At 44.9% G+C, this 14,296-nt stretch carries 11 protein-coding genes; 5 read left to right on the top strand and 6 right to left on the bottom strand.

Annotated elements, in window-relative coordinates; genetic code table 11:
* Positions 1-57: 57 nt before the first annotated feature.
* Positions 58-2,967 (top strand): RNA polymerase-associated protein RapA, encoded by a 2,910-nt coding sequence (gene rapA, locus AB4249_RS04720; RefSeq protein ID WP_372102399.1) that lies wholly within the window; start codon positions 58-60, stop codon positions 2,965-2,967.
* Between the two features lie 110 nt (positions 2,968-3,077).
* Here the strand turns inward: rapA and AB4249_RS04715 are convergent, their stop codons facing one another.
* Positions 3,078-4,355 (bottom strand): NRAMP family divalent metal transporter, encoded by a 1,278-nt coding sequence (locus AB4249_RS04715; protein ID WP_010434396.1) that lies wholly within the window; start codon positions 4,353-4,355, stop codon positions 3,078-3,080.
* Positions 4,356-4,511: 156 nt separating this feature from the next.
* Between AB4249_RS04715 and AB4249_RS04710 the strand changes: the two genes are divergently transcribed.
* Positions 4,512-5,246 carry a pseudouridine synthase gene (locus AB4249_RS04710; RefSeq protein ID WP_372102397.1) on the top strand — a complete coding sequence of 245 codons (735 nt, stop codon included), beginning with the start codon at positions 4,512-4,514 and terminating at the stop codon, positions 5,244-5,246.
* Between the two features lie 36 nt (positions 5,247-5,282).
* Positions 5,283-6,245 carry a D-2-hydroxyacid dehydrogenase gene (locus AB4249_RS04705; RefSeq protein WP_372102395.1) on the top strand — a complete coding sequence of 321 codons (963 nt, stop codon included), beginning with the start codon at positions 5,283-5,285 and terminating at the stop codon, positions 6,243-6,245.
* Positions 6,246-6,328: 83 nt separating this feature from the next.
* Here AB4249_RS04705 and AB4249_RS04700 read toward each other — a convergent pair whose 3' ends face one another.
* From AB4249_RS04700 to argR, 4 genes are all read right to left on the bottom strand, one after another.
* Positions 6,329-6,766, bottom strand: a complete 438-nt coding sequence (locus AB4249_RS04700) for a universal stress protein (protein ID WP_017061372.1) — start codon at positions 6,764-6,766, stop codon at positions 6,329-6,331.
* Between the two features lie 104 nt (positions 6,767-6,870).
* On the bottom strand, positions 6,871-9,450 hold the full coding sequence (locus AB4249_RS04695) for a TRAP transporter permease (RefSeq protein WP_372102393.1): 2,580 nt from the start codon (positions 9,448-9,450) through the stop codon (positions 6,871-6,873).
* A 255-nt stretch (positions 9,451-9,705) separates the two neighbouring features.
* Positions 9,706-10,674 (bottom strand): TAXI family TRAP transporter solute-binding subunit, encoded by a 969-nt coding sequence (locus AB4249_RS04690; protein ID WP_017061374.1) that lies wholly within the window; start codon positions 10,672-10,674, stop codon positions 9,706-9,708.
* A 342-nt stretch (positions 10,675-11,016) separates the two neighbouring features.
* Positions 11,017-11,487 (bottom strand): transcriptional regulator ArgR, encoded by a 471-nt coding sequence (argR, locus tag AB4249_RS04685; protein ID WP_004740827.1) that lies wholly within the window; start codon positions 11,485-11,487, stop codon positions 11,017-11,019.
* Positions 11,488-11,819: 332 nt separating this feature from the next.
* Between argR and mdh the strand changes: the two genes are divergently transcribed.
* Positions 11,820-12,755, top strand: coding sequence for a malate dehydrogenase (mdh, locus tag AB4249_RS04680; protein WP_009847834.1), 936 nt, complete (start codon positions 11,820-11,822; stop codon positions 12,753-12,755).
* Between the two features lie 124 nt (positions 12,756-12,879).
* A complete protein-coding gene (locus AB4249_RS04675; protein WP_017061375.1) occupies positions 12,880-13,071 on the top strand; it encodes a hypothetical protein in 192 nt (63 codons plus the stop codon).
* Between the two features lie 110 nt (positions 13,072-13,181).
* Here the strand turns inward: AB4249_RS04675 and ispB are convergent, their stop codons facing one another.
* Positions 13,182-14,153, bottom strand: a complete 972-nt coding sequence (gene ispB / locus AB4249_RS04670; protein ID WP_017061376.1) for an octaprenyl diphosphate synthase — start codon at positions 14,151-14,153, stop codon at positions 13,182-13,184.
* Between the last annotated feature and the right edge of the window lie 143 nt (positions 14,154-14,296).

The raw sequence follows: 14,296 nt of genomic DNA, 5'->3' as shown, positions 1-14,296 counted from the left end.
TTTAAAACTGCAGTTAAGAAGACCAAATTCCAACTATAAGATTGAGGTAGTCGATTCATGACATTTGCTTTGGGGCAACGCTGGATAAGCGATACGGAGAGCGATTTAGGTTTAGGTACCGTTGTAGCAATGGATGCTCGCACAGTGACACTAATGTTTGCAGCGTCAGAAGAAAACCGTGTTTATGCACGTACTGATGCTCCCGTAACCCGAGTAACGTTTAATGTAGGCGATGTCATCGAATGCCAAGAAGGTTGGTCTCTGTCTGTCGAGGAAGTTATCGAAGACAAAGGTCTGCTGACTTACTTAGGTACTCGCGAAGATACCCAAGAAACAGAAGTCACTCTGCGTGAAATCTTCTTAAGCAACCAGATCCGCTTTAACAAGCCACAAGATAAGCTATACGCAGGTCAAATCGACCGTATGGATAACTTTGTGTTGCGTTACCGTGCGCTAAGCAACCAGTACCAACAACACAAGAGCCCGATGCGTGGCTTGTGTGGTATGCGTGCTGGCTTGATCCCTCATCAGCTATACATCGCTCATGAAGTGGGTCGTCGTCACGCTCCGCGCGTTTTACTGGCTGATGAAGTGGGCCTAGGTAAAACCATCGAAGCGGGCATGATCATCCACCAACAGGTGCTGTCTGGCCGTGCTGAACGCATTCTGATTGTGGTTCCTGAAACCCTACAACACCAATGGTTAGTAGAGATGATGCGCCGTTTCAACCTGCATTTTTCTATCTTCGATGAAGAGCGTTGTATTGAAGCGTTTGCTGAATCAGACAACCCGTTTGATACCCAGCAGTACGTTCTGTGTTCTTTGGACTTCCTACGTAAGAGCCGTAAGCGCTACGAGCAAGCACTTGAAGGCGAGTGGGACTTGTTGGTTGTCGATGAAGCGCACCACCTTGAGTGGAGCCAAGACAAACCAAGCCGTGAATACCAAGTGGTTGAAGGCTTAGCGGAAAATACGTCTGGTGTGCTACTACTAACAGCAACGCCTGAACAGCTTGGTCGTGAGAGCCACTTTGCACGTCTGCGTCTGCTTGATCCTGATCGCTTCTACGATTACGAAGCATTCGTTGAAGAAGAAGACCAATACGCACCGGTTGCTGATGCAGTAACGGCTCTGTTCTCTGGAGTGAAGCTTGAAAACAGCGCGAAGAACCAGATTACGGAACTGCTTTCTGAGCAAGATGTTGAGCCTCTATTCCGCGTTATCGAAGGTGATAGCAGCGAAGAAGAGCAAGCGTTAGCTCGCCAAGAATTGATTGATAACCTTATGGATCGCCATGGTACTGGCCGTGTTCTTTTCAGAAACACACGTGCTGCAATCAAAGGCTTCCCTAAGCGTAATGTAAACCTACTGCCGATGGAGATTCCAACGCAGTACACAACCTCAATGCGTGTATCTGGCATGATCGGTGGCAAAATGGCTCCCGAAGCTCGTGCAATGAAGATGCTGTATCCAGAAGAGATCTTCCAAGAGTTTGAAGGTGAAGATTCAAGCTGGTGGCAGTTCGACTCACGTGTTAACTGGTTGATTGAAAAGATCCAAGACAAGCGCAGCGAGAAAATCCTAGTGATCGCCTCTCGTGCAAGTACGGCTCTTCAATTAGAGCAAGCACTGCGTGAGCGTGAAGGTGTGCGTGCAACCGTATTCCACGAAGGCATGTCGATTCTAGAGCGTGATAAAGCTGCGGCTTACTTTGCTCAAGAAGAGGGCGGCGCTCAGGTTCTTATCTGTAGTGAAATCGGCTCTGAAGGTCGTAACTTCCAGTTCGCTAACCAACTTGTGATGTTCGATCTTCCATTCAACCCAGACTTGCTTGAGCAACGTATTGGCCGTTTGGACCGTATCGGTCAGCTGCGTGATATCGACATTCATGTTCCTTACCTAAAAGGCACATCACAGGCGATCCTTGCGCGTTGGTTCGATGAAGGTCTGAATGCATTTGCGGAAACTTGTCCAACGGGTCGCACGGTTTACGATAAGTACTCAGATGTTCTTATCGAGATGCTGGCTTCTGGTAACACTGAGCAACTTGATGAAGTGATTGAAGAGTCTGCCAAGCTAAATCAAAGCCTGAAATCAGATCTAGAAAAAGGCCGTGATCGCCTATTAGAAATGCACTCAAACGGCGGCGACAAAGCGCATGAAATTGCAGAGAAGATTGCCTCGACTGACGGCGACACTAACCTAGTAACGTTTGCACTAAGCCTGTTCGATACGATTGGCTTGAACCAAGACGACAAGGGTGAGAATGCTCTGGTTGTAACGCCGTCTGAGCACATGATGGTGCCAAGCTACCCAGGCTTACCATACGAAGGCGCAACCATCACGTTTGATCGTGATACTGCGCTTTCTCGTGAAGACATGAACTTCATTAGCTGGGAACACCCAATGATTCAGGGCGGTATCGATCTGCTACTGAGTGAAGGTGTTGGTGCATCAGCGGTATCACTACTGAAAAACAAAGCGCTGCCAGTGGGTACTATCCTGCTTGAGCTGGTTTACCTTGTGGATGCGCAAGCGCCGAAACGCACCGGTATCAGCCAGTTCTTGCCTAAGACGCCAATTCGTTTGATGATGGATGGCCGTGGTAATGACTTATCAGCTCAGGTTGAGTTCGACAGCTTTAACCGTCAATTAAGCCCTGTAAACCGTCACCTAGCGAGCAAGCTAGTTAACTCGGTACAAGGTGAGATTCACAAGCTAATTGAAGCGGGTGAGACGCACGTACTTCCTAAAGTGGAAGAAGTGCGTGAACAGGCTCAACGAGATATGCAGACTAACCTGAACGGTGAATTAGAGCGTCTACAAGCGCTTAAAGCCGTGAACCCTAATATTCGTGATGAAGAGCTAGAGGTTATCGAAGCTCAAATCAATGAACTGACAGGTTACATCAGCAAAGCTCAGGTTCAATTAGATTCACTACGTTTGATAGTGGTTTCTCACAACTAGTTTTGAATTAGTAAATGCTTTAACAAAAGAAGGCCTTCATGATGAAGGCCTTCTTTTTATCTAGCGTTTGAAAGGTGTTTTGATTGTTGAAACGTGCAATGGCAAAGAAATTACATTAACCATTTCCACCAAACAAATACGGCTAGGAAACCAAATAGGTAAATAAGACCTGCGACAGACAACCATTTTAGCTTAGTGCCAATCGCGAGCGCTTTTGGAAGCTTTGTTTTACTGACTAAGATGAAGTTAAGCAATGCGAAGAATGGCGTAGTTGCAAAAGCAAGTACCATCGCGAAATCAAGCATAGGCATTAAAGCAGCACTGAAGAACATCACGATGGAGAGTGCTGCGAGAGAGACGATGACGATCCAACCCTGTAGCATTTTTGGGCTGCTTTCTTTTTTAAGCAATAGACGTTGTGATTCAGCAAGCACGCGTGAATAACCATCGATAACGGTAATGGTGCTGCCAAAGATACAGAAGAATGCGATCAGAGCGATTAATGGACGAGACCATTCACCAATCGTCGAAGCGTAGATACCCACCAATTGATGAGTGAAGCCAACACCAGAGCGAGACAGTTCAACACCTGAACCGTGAAGGACTAGCGCACCTAAAGCAACGAATACTAAAGCAAGCAGCGCCGTACCAATGTAGCCGACATTGAAATCGAACAGTGCTGATTGAGCGGTCACTTCTTGTTTCTCTTTTTGGCTTTTTAGCCACATAGAAGTGATGCTTGAGATCTCGATAGGAGCTGGCATCCAACCCATGGTTACCACGATAAAGCCGATAGCAGCCAATGACCAAGGCGACGGTGGAACAAAAGCCGCATCAGGTTCAACGGGAGAGCCAATCGCAATGGCGACTGCAGCTAAGGTTGTGATGGTCAGTATCGCCATGATCGATTTAGATAGCGTGTCGAGAGCGCGATAATGGCCGGCGAATAGAATGATTAAGCATGTCGCTAAAACGATCATACACAATGTGCTGGTGGCCAAATCAAAAGGAACAAAGTAGCTAAGTAAGCTTGCACTGAATAACAGTAAGGCTGCGGTATTCACAACGGCTGAAATAGCACTCAAAATAGAAAAGATCACAAGGTAAGGGCGACCTAAGTTAGAGTAACCTTCCACCAAGCTTTGACCCGTTCCCAATGTATATTGGATGCCGGCTTTAAAGAACGGGTACTTAAACAGGTTCACGAGGATAATAAGAGCGGCAAGTTGCCAGCCATATATCGCACCAGCTTTAGTGGATGCAACTAAATGTGAACCTCCCACAGCAGCTGCTGCCATCATAATACCTGGGCCAAGAGACCGAATTAACGTTGATAGGGGAGCAGAGGTTTGTGCTTTTGTTGTTGTAGTTTTAACCGTACTTTCCATCATTTTTCCTTTGATGCTGACTTCTTATTTTCCGTTCCCCTATCAATACCATGTTTTGTAAGGTCGTCAACTTTTATGTACAAAAAAGACTTTAATTGTATTTTTTAATAAACAACTTGACCATAAATTATTATTTAACAGTAACTAGAGGCTAGAATGGCGTTAGAACATTACGCACCACCGCGTGACCCCTGGATTGATATTGTGTATCAAGATGACGATATTCTTGTGGTGAATAAACCTGCTGGCTTACTTTCAGTTCCTGGGAGGTTACCAGAGCATTACGACAGTATGTGGAGTCGCCTAGTCGTGGATTTTTCAGATATTCAGGTGGTGCATCGCTTGGATATGTCGACATCAGGCTTGATGCTGCTCGCTAAACACAAACAAGCTGAGCGTCATTTGAAGAAGCAGTTTCAATATCGACTGACACACAAACTCTATTACGCGCGAGTATGGGGCCGATTGGAAAAAGCAGAAGGTTTGATTGATCTGCCACTCATTTGTGATTGGCCAAATCGACCGAGACAAAAAGTGTGCTTCGAGGATGGAAAACCCTCTCAGACTCGTTATATCGTCGAACAACAAGAGCCTCAAACCACACTGTTGAAGTTACTTCCTATTACGGGTCGTTCCCATCAGTTACGCGTGCACTGCATGGAGGTGGGGAATCCTATTGTGGGTGATGAGTTTTATGCAACGCCAGATGCATTTATCTATAGCGAGAGGTTAGCTCTGCACGCGTGTGAACTCAGTTTTTATCACCCGGCCAATGATCAGTTATTCAAAGCCTTTGTTCCGTGTGAGTTTTATCTTCAAGCATCCCCACAAATCGAACAGCACTTTGAAATTGCGCTTGAGCTTCCAGACTACAGTAAGCTAAAAGCTTAGAATGGACTGATTCATAGATCTAACCAAGGAAGAAGAATGCCAACGCTGAATGTTGTGTTTCTCGATAGAGCGACTATCCCATCTCAAATTCATTTAAAGCCTCTGAGCTTTGAGCATGAATGGGTAGAGTATGATTTCACAGCTCCTGAGCAAGTATCAGAGCGAGTTGAAGAAGCTGATGTGGTGATCACTAACAAGGTAGTGCTCAATGAGTCGAATCTCGCTCGTGCGAAAAAACTCAAGTTGATCGCGGTTTCAGCGACCGGTGTTAATAATGTCGATGTGGAATACTGCAAATCTAAAAACATTGCAGTGACAAACGTGCAAGGCTATGCGATTCAATCGGTTCCTGAACATGTCATCGCAATGCTGTTTGCACTTAAACGAAACCTTGTTGGTTATCATAAAGACATTGAGGCGGGCGAGTGGCAAAAGGACAAGCAGTTCTGCTTCTTTACTCATCCGATTCAAGATGTGGCTGGCAGCACACTGGGGTTGATGGGGAGTGGCAGCTTAGGTCAAGCCACCGCAATGTTAGCCAAAGCGATTGGTATGAAGGTGATGTTTGCCGAGCGAAAAGGAGCAGAGTCTTGTCGAGAAGGGTATCTACCTTTTGATACGGTATTGAAGCAAGCGGATGCGATCAGTCTACATTGCCCATTGACTGATGCGACCCAAAATCTGATTTCAGAGCGAGAGCTCACAATGATGAAATCGAGCGCGGTATTAATTAATGCCGGGCGCGGAGGTCTAGTAGATGAACAAGCCCTAGTTGAGGCTTTGAAAAAACATGAGATTGCAGGCGCAGGTATGGATGTGTTTACACAAGAGCCAGCCGACAACTCAAATCCACTATTGGCTAATAGCCACTTACCGAACTTATTACTCACTCCACATGTGGCGTGGGGCAGCGACAGCTCGATTCAAAAACTGTCTGATATCTTAATCGATAATATTGAAGGCTTTATTGCGGGTCGCCCGCAAAACATAGTGAATTGACTCTAAAGCTATGTAGCATGAATTAAAACAAAAAAGGTTGGCCTGTAGGCCAACCTTTTTAGATTGTGTGTCGATTAAATGACTTAACCTTGCGGTTTAACCACCAATACATTGATTGGTGAGTTCTGTACTACTTTGCTTGCAACCGAGCCAAGTACCACTTTGTCGATTTTTGAACGCTTATGGCTAGGCATCACGATAAGGTCGGCGCCAAGCTTTTCTGCGTAATCTAGAATCGTTGTGTAAGTCTTGCCTTCGGCAACGTGAACTTTATACACCACTTCATCGTCAATGTGCTTGTCAGCAAACTCTTTCAGCTGATTTTTAACATCAAGCTTCATTTGGTTCGCTGCATCTTTCGGGAAGTAAGACGCCACCATCGACATGTGAATGCCTGGTAGTACGTTCAGAATGTGGATTTCAGCATTGCTGTGTTTTGCGTGCCATACCGCCAGTTCGACTGCCTTATCAGAAAAGCCTTTGTCATTAAGATCAACAGGAACAAGGATTTGTTTATACATGTATTCGTCTCTTTTTAATCAGCGCTAAGCTTTCACTTAGCACTGTAATTATCCTTTCCATGTAATAAAGCCAAATAGCGCTAAGCACTACTCAGCCTTATCCATTACGCGCTAATCTCATCCTTACGAGCACGTCTTCTTTGGTTCATCGCTAAACCAATCAAAATGATCAGAGCTGGTAAGAATACCCACTCTTTCATTGGTCGATCTGCATCTTGGATAACGGATTTGATTTCCCAATCGAAATCAATACCAGCCGCTTCTGCTGGGCTACCGAACTCAACCATATCAACAATCATCTTGCCTTCTGATTCAGTCAGCATTAGACCCATAGAGGCAATGCGATCTTCACTTGAGGTCGCAGAATCTTCAAACGGCAGGCGAACTGTCTTTTCAGAATAGTCACCTTCTAAGTTTTCGCCACCTACTCTCAATTCAAGTGATTGTCCCACAGATAGGTTTTCTGTGATTTGAGCGATCTCAACTCCAGGTGAAAGAACTTTCTCTGGATAAATCATGTCCCACCAGAAGCCAGGGCGGAAGAAAGTGAAGGTTAATGCAATAAGCAGCACCGTTTCCCACCACTTGTTCTTGGTGAACCACCAACCTTGAGTTGCTGCTGCAAAGATAAGTACCGCAGTAACAGAAGAGAAAATCGTTAGTGCTAAGTGCCACCAAGAATCAATGCCCATCAACAGTAGTTGGGTATTGAAGATGAACATGAACGGCAAGATCGCGGTCCGGATATCGTAGGTGAAACCTTGAATACCTGTACGAATTGGGTCTGATTTCGCAATCGCGGCGGCCGCAAAGGCTGCTAGACCTACCGGAGGTGTGTCATCTGCAAGAATACCGAAGTAGAACACGAATAAGTGAACCGCAATCAATGGAATGATCAAGCCGTGCGCAGCGCCTAGGGTCACGATTACCGGAGCCATCAGCGTTGATACAACGATGTAGTTCGCCGTTGTTGGCAAGCCCATACCTAAGATCAAGCTGATTACTGCAGTGAATAGCAACATAAGAATGATGCTACCGCCTGAGATAAACTCAACGAAGTCCGTCATTACTAGACCGATACCCGTTAGAGTCACCACGCCTACAACCGTACCTGCAGCCGCTGTCGCGACACCGATACCAATCATGTTACGTGCGCCTGAAACCAAGCTCTCTGCGAGATCAACGAAGCCAGCTTTAGTTTGCTCTGCAAGATCGTCTGATTTGTTCATCAGAGTCATTAACGGACGCTGAGTGATCAGAATGAAGATCATGAACACGGTCGCCCAGAATGCCGACAGACCTGGAGAGAAACGTTCAACTGTTAAACACCAAACAAGCACCACGATAGGCAATAGGAAGTGCAGGCCAGACTTAATTGTTGGACCTGGATCCGGAACTTCTTTGAGATCCGCATCGATTTCCATGCCGCCTTCAGATGCGTATTTTGCTGATACACGAACCAGAGCGACATAAGCGACTAATAGAGCCACCGTTACGATTGGTGTTGCAGCATCGCCAAAGACATCTTTTGTCCAACCGACACCGTAGTAAACTGCGGCACTGATAACACACAGACCTAAAATGGTACCCGTGAAAGACAGTAAGCTTTGTACGATAGTTGGTGTGTGGCGACGAGGTAGGCCAGTCATACCTGCTTTACATGCTTCTAGATGAACAATGTAAATCAGAGCGATGTAAGAGATCAGAGCGGGCAGTAGCGCGGCTTTGATTACTTCTACATACGAAATGCCCACATACTCAACCATCAAGAAGGCTGCTGCACCCATGATAGGTGGTGTTAATTGACCATTGGTTGAAGCCGCGACTTCTACTGCGCCTGCTTTAGTGCCCGGGAAACCAACACGCTTCATTAGCGGGATAGTAAAGGTACCCGTGGTTACCACGTTCGCGATAGATGAACCTGATACCAAACCAGACAGACCTGATGCGACAACGGCTGCTTTCGCTGGGCCGCCTTTCATGTGACCAAGCAGTGAGAATGCAACTTTAATAAAGTAAGCACCGGCGCCAGCACGTTCTAGCATTGCACCAAACAGTACAAACAAGAATACGAATGACGTTGATACGCCAAGTGCCACACCGAATACACCTTCAGTTGTTAGCCACAGATGCGACATTGCCTTGTTCAGGCTCGCACCTTTGTGGGCAATAACGTCCGGCATGTGAGGGCCGCCAAAGGTATAAAGTAGGAATACTGCTGCCACAACCATAAGAGGTGGACCCAAAGCGCGTCGTGTTGCTTCAAGCAGTAAAACCATACCGAATACAGCCGCAACAATATCGAATGTTGTTGGTGCGCCCGATCGCTCAGCGAGTTCAGTATAGAAAATATAGATATAAGAAGCTGAAAAGCTACCTACAAGCGCTAATATCCAATCGACTGCGGGGATGCGATCCCTAGGCGAATTCTTCATGGCTGGATAAGCGGTAAAGGCTAGGAAAATAGCAAACGTAAGGTGAATTGCTCGAGCTTCAGTGTCGTTTAAAATTGCGAAGTTAAAAATGAACGGCAGCGGAGATGCATACCAAAGTTGGAACAGTGACCAACATAGAGGCACAAACCATAAAATACGGCCTTGGATACCACGAGGGCTACGCGCACCAGTATCTGATTGTGCCACCATTTCTTGCACATCTGGAGACGGTGATGTTGTCTGCGTCATGTACTTTATCCTTATTATTGATGGTCTGCCTTTTCTTACGAACAACCAAACGTTATTTATTTCCTATCTAGTGTAGTGAATGGATAGGGAAATGCGTTTTTTGTTCGTCTTTGTCTTAGGCTTGATACGAAGGTAAGTCCTCCAAATTGGAGAAACTTAAAGGGCTGTTCTTTTCACTTAAATTATTTTTATAAAACGTGAAAAGCCAATAAGGAGGGCTAGCCTCCTTATTGGTGTAGTAGGCTTAAAGTAGAGTTACTTTAGAAGGCCCACTTCTTTGTAGTATTTTGCTGCGCCTGGGTGAAGAGGGATAGAGATACCCGCTTTAACCATGTCTTCTTTTTTCAGGTTAGCAAATGCTGGGTGTAGGCGTTTGAAAGTGTCAAAGTTTTCAAATACTGCCTTAGCAACGTTGTATGCAACTTCTTCAGAAACGTCTGAAGTTGTTACCATAGTAGCTGCAACACCGAAGCTGTTTACGTCAGCGTCAGTACCACGGTACATACCAGCAGGAACTGTGCTGTAAGCGTAGTATGGGTTTTCAGCTACGATCTTGTCGATCTGTGGACCTGTTGCTGAAACCAGTTTTGCATCACAAGACGTTGTTGCTTCTTTGATTGATCCGTTCGGGTGACCAACCATGTAGATGAATGCATCAATCTTGTTATCACAAAGTGCTTGTGAACGCTCAGAACCTTTAAGTTCAGAAGCAAGCTTGAAGCTGTCGTTAGTCCAGCCCATAGCGTCCATTACAACACCCATCGTTGCACGGTCACCAGAACCTGGGTTACCAATGTTTACACGCTTACCTGCTAGGTCAGACACATTGTTGATGCCAGCATCAGTACGAGCGATGATGTTGAACGGTTCTGTATGTAGAGAGAACATCGCGCGAAGTTTCTTGTATTCGCCCTGATCTTTGAACTTACTTGTACCGTTGTAGCCGTGGTATTGCCAGTCCGATTGAACAACACCGAAATCTAGTTCACCAGCACGGATGGTGTTAACGTTGTAGATTGAACCACCAGTAGACTCTACAGAACAACGAATGTTGTGGTCTTTGCGGCCCTTGTTCACTAGCTTACAAATCGCACCACCAGTTGGGTAGTAAACACCCGTAACTGAACCAGTACCAATCGTGATGAACTCTTGAGCGTTAACAGCGCCAGCGCCCATTACAGCAGCTGCAATAGCACCAACTTTAATAAGTTTGGTAAATGCCATGAATTTCCCTTCCTTTATTCATTATTAACCCTGAAACAAGTGTAGTTGCTTCAGGAGTTTCCTATTTGGAAACGGCACCTTTTTCAATCCATGTGATGAAAAAGTGGCTGAATAATATCAAAAATTGGCAGAAAATTACTCAAATGTTAAAAGATATAGCTAAAAAATCTAACAAATGATGTCTTGATCTCGTGTTTGATTTGCTACTGAGTTTTTTAAAATCAATGGTTTAGTGTGATTTTGGAAGGGAGGTATGGATATTCTAGGATGTGATTTGGATCACGAAGCAAATAGATACTCGTGATCCATTAATAAGGCTGATAGTTATGAAACAGCGATCAATTATCCTGCGTATTCAAACAGTTCACACACTGAATCAAACAGTTGCTTAGTGGTAACCGATAACGTTGGGGTAATGAAGATAGTATCATCACCTGCGACTACGCCCAGTATACCTTCCGACTTACCTAGTGAGTCTAATAAACGAGCAATCAGCTGCGCCGCACCAGGACCTGTGTGTATCACCACCAATGCATTGTTGTGGTCAATATCTAGTACTAATTCTCTTAGAGAGCTAGAAACGGTCGGAACACCTAGCTCAGCAGGAAGACAGTAAACCATCTCCATTTTTGCGTTACGAGTTCGAACGGCACCAAACTTGGTTAACATACGCGAGACTTTAGACTGGTTGATGCTTTCAAAACCTTCGTGTTTTAGAGCATCAACAATTTCGCCTTGTGAGCCAAAACGTTCTTCTTTTAGTAAGGCTTTAAATGCACGAACTAAGTTGTCTTGCTTTTCTGTATTGCGCATATGTCATTCTTATTCATTAACAAAGATGTTTGCATATTCTCGCATACATATTCAATTTTAGCCAAAACATCCCTGTAATTTGTTAGTCATATCACTGTAAATATTTAATAGAATAATGTGTTATTTGCGACGACTTATTTTGTTATTTCAGTCGATTATCGCCATAATGCGAACTTGCTGTGTAGCACGGTTTTATTGACTTGCGCGAAGTCGCAAAGCTAGCGTTAATTGATTGTAATCACTTTGTGATTAATATAGTTTTTTAACTTAGATTTAGCTCAAGAATTACCCTACAAAGAATCTATAAGAGAAAGCTCTCAAGGAGAATAACAATGAAAGTAGCTGTTATTGGTGCCGCTGGTGGCATCGGTCAAGCCCTAGCCCTACTACTTAAGAACCGCCTACCTGCTGGTTCAGATCTTGCACTTTACGACATCGCTCCGGTAACACCGGGTGTTGCTGCCGATCTTAGCCATATCCCAACGCCTGTTTCGATCAAAGGTTACGCGGGTGAAGATCCAACACCAGCACTAGAAGGTGCGGATGTTGTACTTATTTCAGCGGGTGTTGCTCGTAAGCCTGGTATGGATCGTGCGGATCTTTTCAATGTGAACGCTGGCATTGTTAAGTCTCTTGCAGAGAAAATCGCAGTTACTTGTCCGACTGCTTGTGTTGGTATCATTACTAACCCAGTAAACACAACAGTGCCAATCGCGGCTGAAGTACTGAAGAAAGCGGGCGTTTACGACAAGCGTCGTCTATTCGGTATTACGACTCTTGATGTGATTCGTTCTGAAACGTTCGTTGCTGAACTAAAAGACAAAGATCCAGGCGACATCCGTGTTCCTGTTATCGGTGGTCACTCAGGCGTAACGATTCTTCCTCTACTTTCTCAAGTTGAAGGCGTTGAGTTCACTGATGAAGAAATTGCAGCGCTAACGACTCGCATCCAAAATGCAGGTACTGAAGTAGTAGAAGCTAAAGCTGGCGGCGGCAGTGCGACACTGTCTATGGGTCAAGCGGCTTGTCGTTTCGGTCTTGCACTAGTTAAAGCACTTCAAGGTGAAGAAAACGTGATTGAATGTGCATACGTTGAAGGTGAAGGCGAGCACGCTCCATTCTTCGCACAGCCAGTTAAACTAGGTAAAGAGGGCGCTGAAGCGATCCTTAGCTACGGTGAGCTAAGTGACTTCGAACGTAACGCTTTAGATAGCATGCTTGAAACGCTAAATGGTGACATCGAGATTGGTGTTGAATTCGCTAAATAAGCGAAACGCTATTTAACTCAGACTTAAGCTAATTAATAAGGGCCGGTCATTATGATCGGCTTTTTTGATCCTGAAGTTCAAGCTACTCGTATTTAGCTTTACAATTAATGTGAAGGTAAATGTTATGGCTACTGTTCAGAAGGGTATGAATGTCGAATATTTGGGGCACTTAGGAAAAGTATTGGTAATTGATGAGCAAGAGCAGTACGCGCTAGTAGAGACTTACAACGGGCATGAGCAGTACGCGGTGCCAATGGAAGAGCTTGAAGAGATTGAAGCACAACTGCCGTTATCATTAGAAGCCAGTCGATATTGAATTTGGCTCACCTACAAATATTTGTTGAAAACCAAAAAAAAGAGCCCTGAGGCTCTTTTTGTTATTTATATAGAAGCTAGAAGCTAGAAGCGAGTTGTCTATTAACCTGCTTACTTACTGCGTTTAACAGCTAAGTGTGCGAGCGTGGTTAGCGCTTGCTTATATTCTGAGTCAGGAAGTACAGAAAGCTCAGCGATGGCTTTATCGGCCTCTTCGTAGGCTTTATTTGTTGTGTACTCTAAAGAGCCTGTCTCTTTCATTACAGCCATAATATCGTCAAGACGTTCCATGCCGTTCGCTTTCTCAATCGCTTCACGAATCATGCTTGCTTGTTCAGGAGAGCCATTATGCATTGCGTAAAGTAGAGGCAGTGTTGGTTTGCCTTCGGCTAGATCGTCACCAACGTTTTTACCCATCTCTTTACCATCTGCAGTGTAATCCATCACATCGTCAATCAGTTGGAAAGCGGTGCCTAGGTATTTACCATAGTTCTGCATTGCTGTTTCGATCTCTGGTGATGACTCAGTAAGAATCGCACCGATTTGGGTCGCAGCTTCGAACAAACGAGCAGTCTTAGAGTAGATCACCTGCATGTAGCTTTCTTCTGTGGTGTCTGGGTTATTGCAGTTCATTAATTGTTGAACTTCACCCTCGGCAATCACGTTTACCGCTTCACTCATTAGCTCAAGGATCTTTAAAGATCCTAGCGTTGTCATCATTTGGAATGAGCGTGTGTAGATAAAGTCACCCACCAAAACGCTAGCGGCATTACCAAAAGCGGCATTGGCCGTCGCTTTACCGCGTCTCATGTCTGATTCATCGACAACATCGTCGTGAAGCAGGGTTGCGGTGTGAATAAACTCGATAAAGGCTGCAGAGGTGATATGAGCTTCACCTTGATAACCAAGTGCGCGAGCAGATAAAAGAGCAAGCAAAGGGCGTAGGCGTTTGCCACCACCGCTAACGATATAAAAACCAAGCTGGTTGATTAAACTTACGTCAGAATTAAGTTGGGCTTGAATTGTTTCATTCACTTTTGCCATATCATTGGCAGTAAGCGTTTGGATAGCTTTAAAATCCATTGTTCATCCGGCTGAAGTTAGACCCTGTAAGGCTTATACGTTGTATTTAATTGTTGAATAATACACTAAAAAACGTTGATTAATACATCGCTAAAGGGCATGATTGCCGCACTTTTCTTTGGCGAACAGGTTTTCGCCAATTT

The sequence above is a fragment of the Vibrio sp. 10N.261.55.F4 genome (genome assembly GCF_041470465.1).
GTDB lineage: Bacteria > Pseudomonadota > Gammaproteobacteria > Enterobacterales > Vibrionaceae > Vibrio > Vibrio crassostreae_C.
Note: the sequence above shows the minus strand (reverse complement) of the source record. Positions and strands in the feature narration are given on the sequence as shown.

Bases quoted from the DNA above. Each gene is read 5' to 3' on its own strand.
- rapA (WP_372102399.1), top strand. From the start codon at position 58: ATGACATTTGCTTTGGGGCAACGCTGGATAAGCGATACGGAGAGCGAT.
- AB4249_RS04715 (WP_010434396.1), bottom strand. From the start codon at position 4,355: ATGGAAAGTACGGTTAAAACTACAACAACAAAAGCACAAACCTCTGCT.
- AB4249_RS04710 (WP_372102397.1), top strand. From the start codon at position 4,512: ATGGCGTTAGAACATTACGCACCACCGCGTGACCCCTGGATTGATATT.
- AB4249_RS04705 (WP_372102395.1), top strand. From the start codon at position 5,283: ATGCCAACGCTGAATGTTGTGTTTCTCGATAGAGCGACTATCCCATCT.
- AB4249_RS04700 (WP_017061372.1), bottom strand. From the start codon at position 6,766: ATGTATAAACAAATCCTTGTTCCTGTTGATCTTAATGACAAAGGCTTT.
- AB4249_RS04695 (WP_372102393.1), bottom strand. From the start codon at position 9,450: ATGACGCAGACAACATCACCGTCTCCAGATGTGCAAGAAATGGTGGCA.
- AB4249_RS04690 (WP_017061374.1), bottom strand. From the start codon at position 10,674: ATGGCATTTACCAAACTTATTAAAGTTGGTGCTATTGCAGCTGCTGTA.
- argR (WP_004740827.1), bottom strand. From the start codon at position 11,487: ATGCGCAATACAGAAAAGCAAGACAACTTAGTTCGTGCATTTAAAGCC.
- mdh (WP_009847834.1), top strand. From the start codon at position 11,820: ATGAAAGTAGCTGTTATTGGTGCCGCTGGTGGCATCGGTCAAGCCCTA.
- AB4249_RS04675 (WP_017061375.1), top strand. From the start codon at position 12,880: ATGGCTACTGTTCAGAAGGGTATGAATGTCGAATATTTGGGGCACTTA.
- ispB (WP_017061376.1), bottom strand. From the start codon at position 14,153: ATGGATTTTAAAGCTATCCAAACGCTTACTGCCAATGATATGGCAAAA.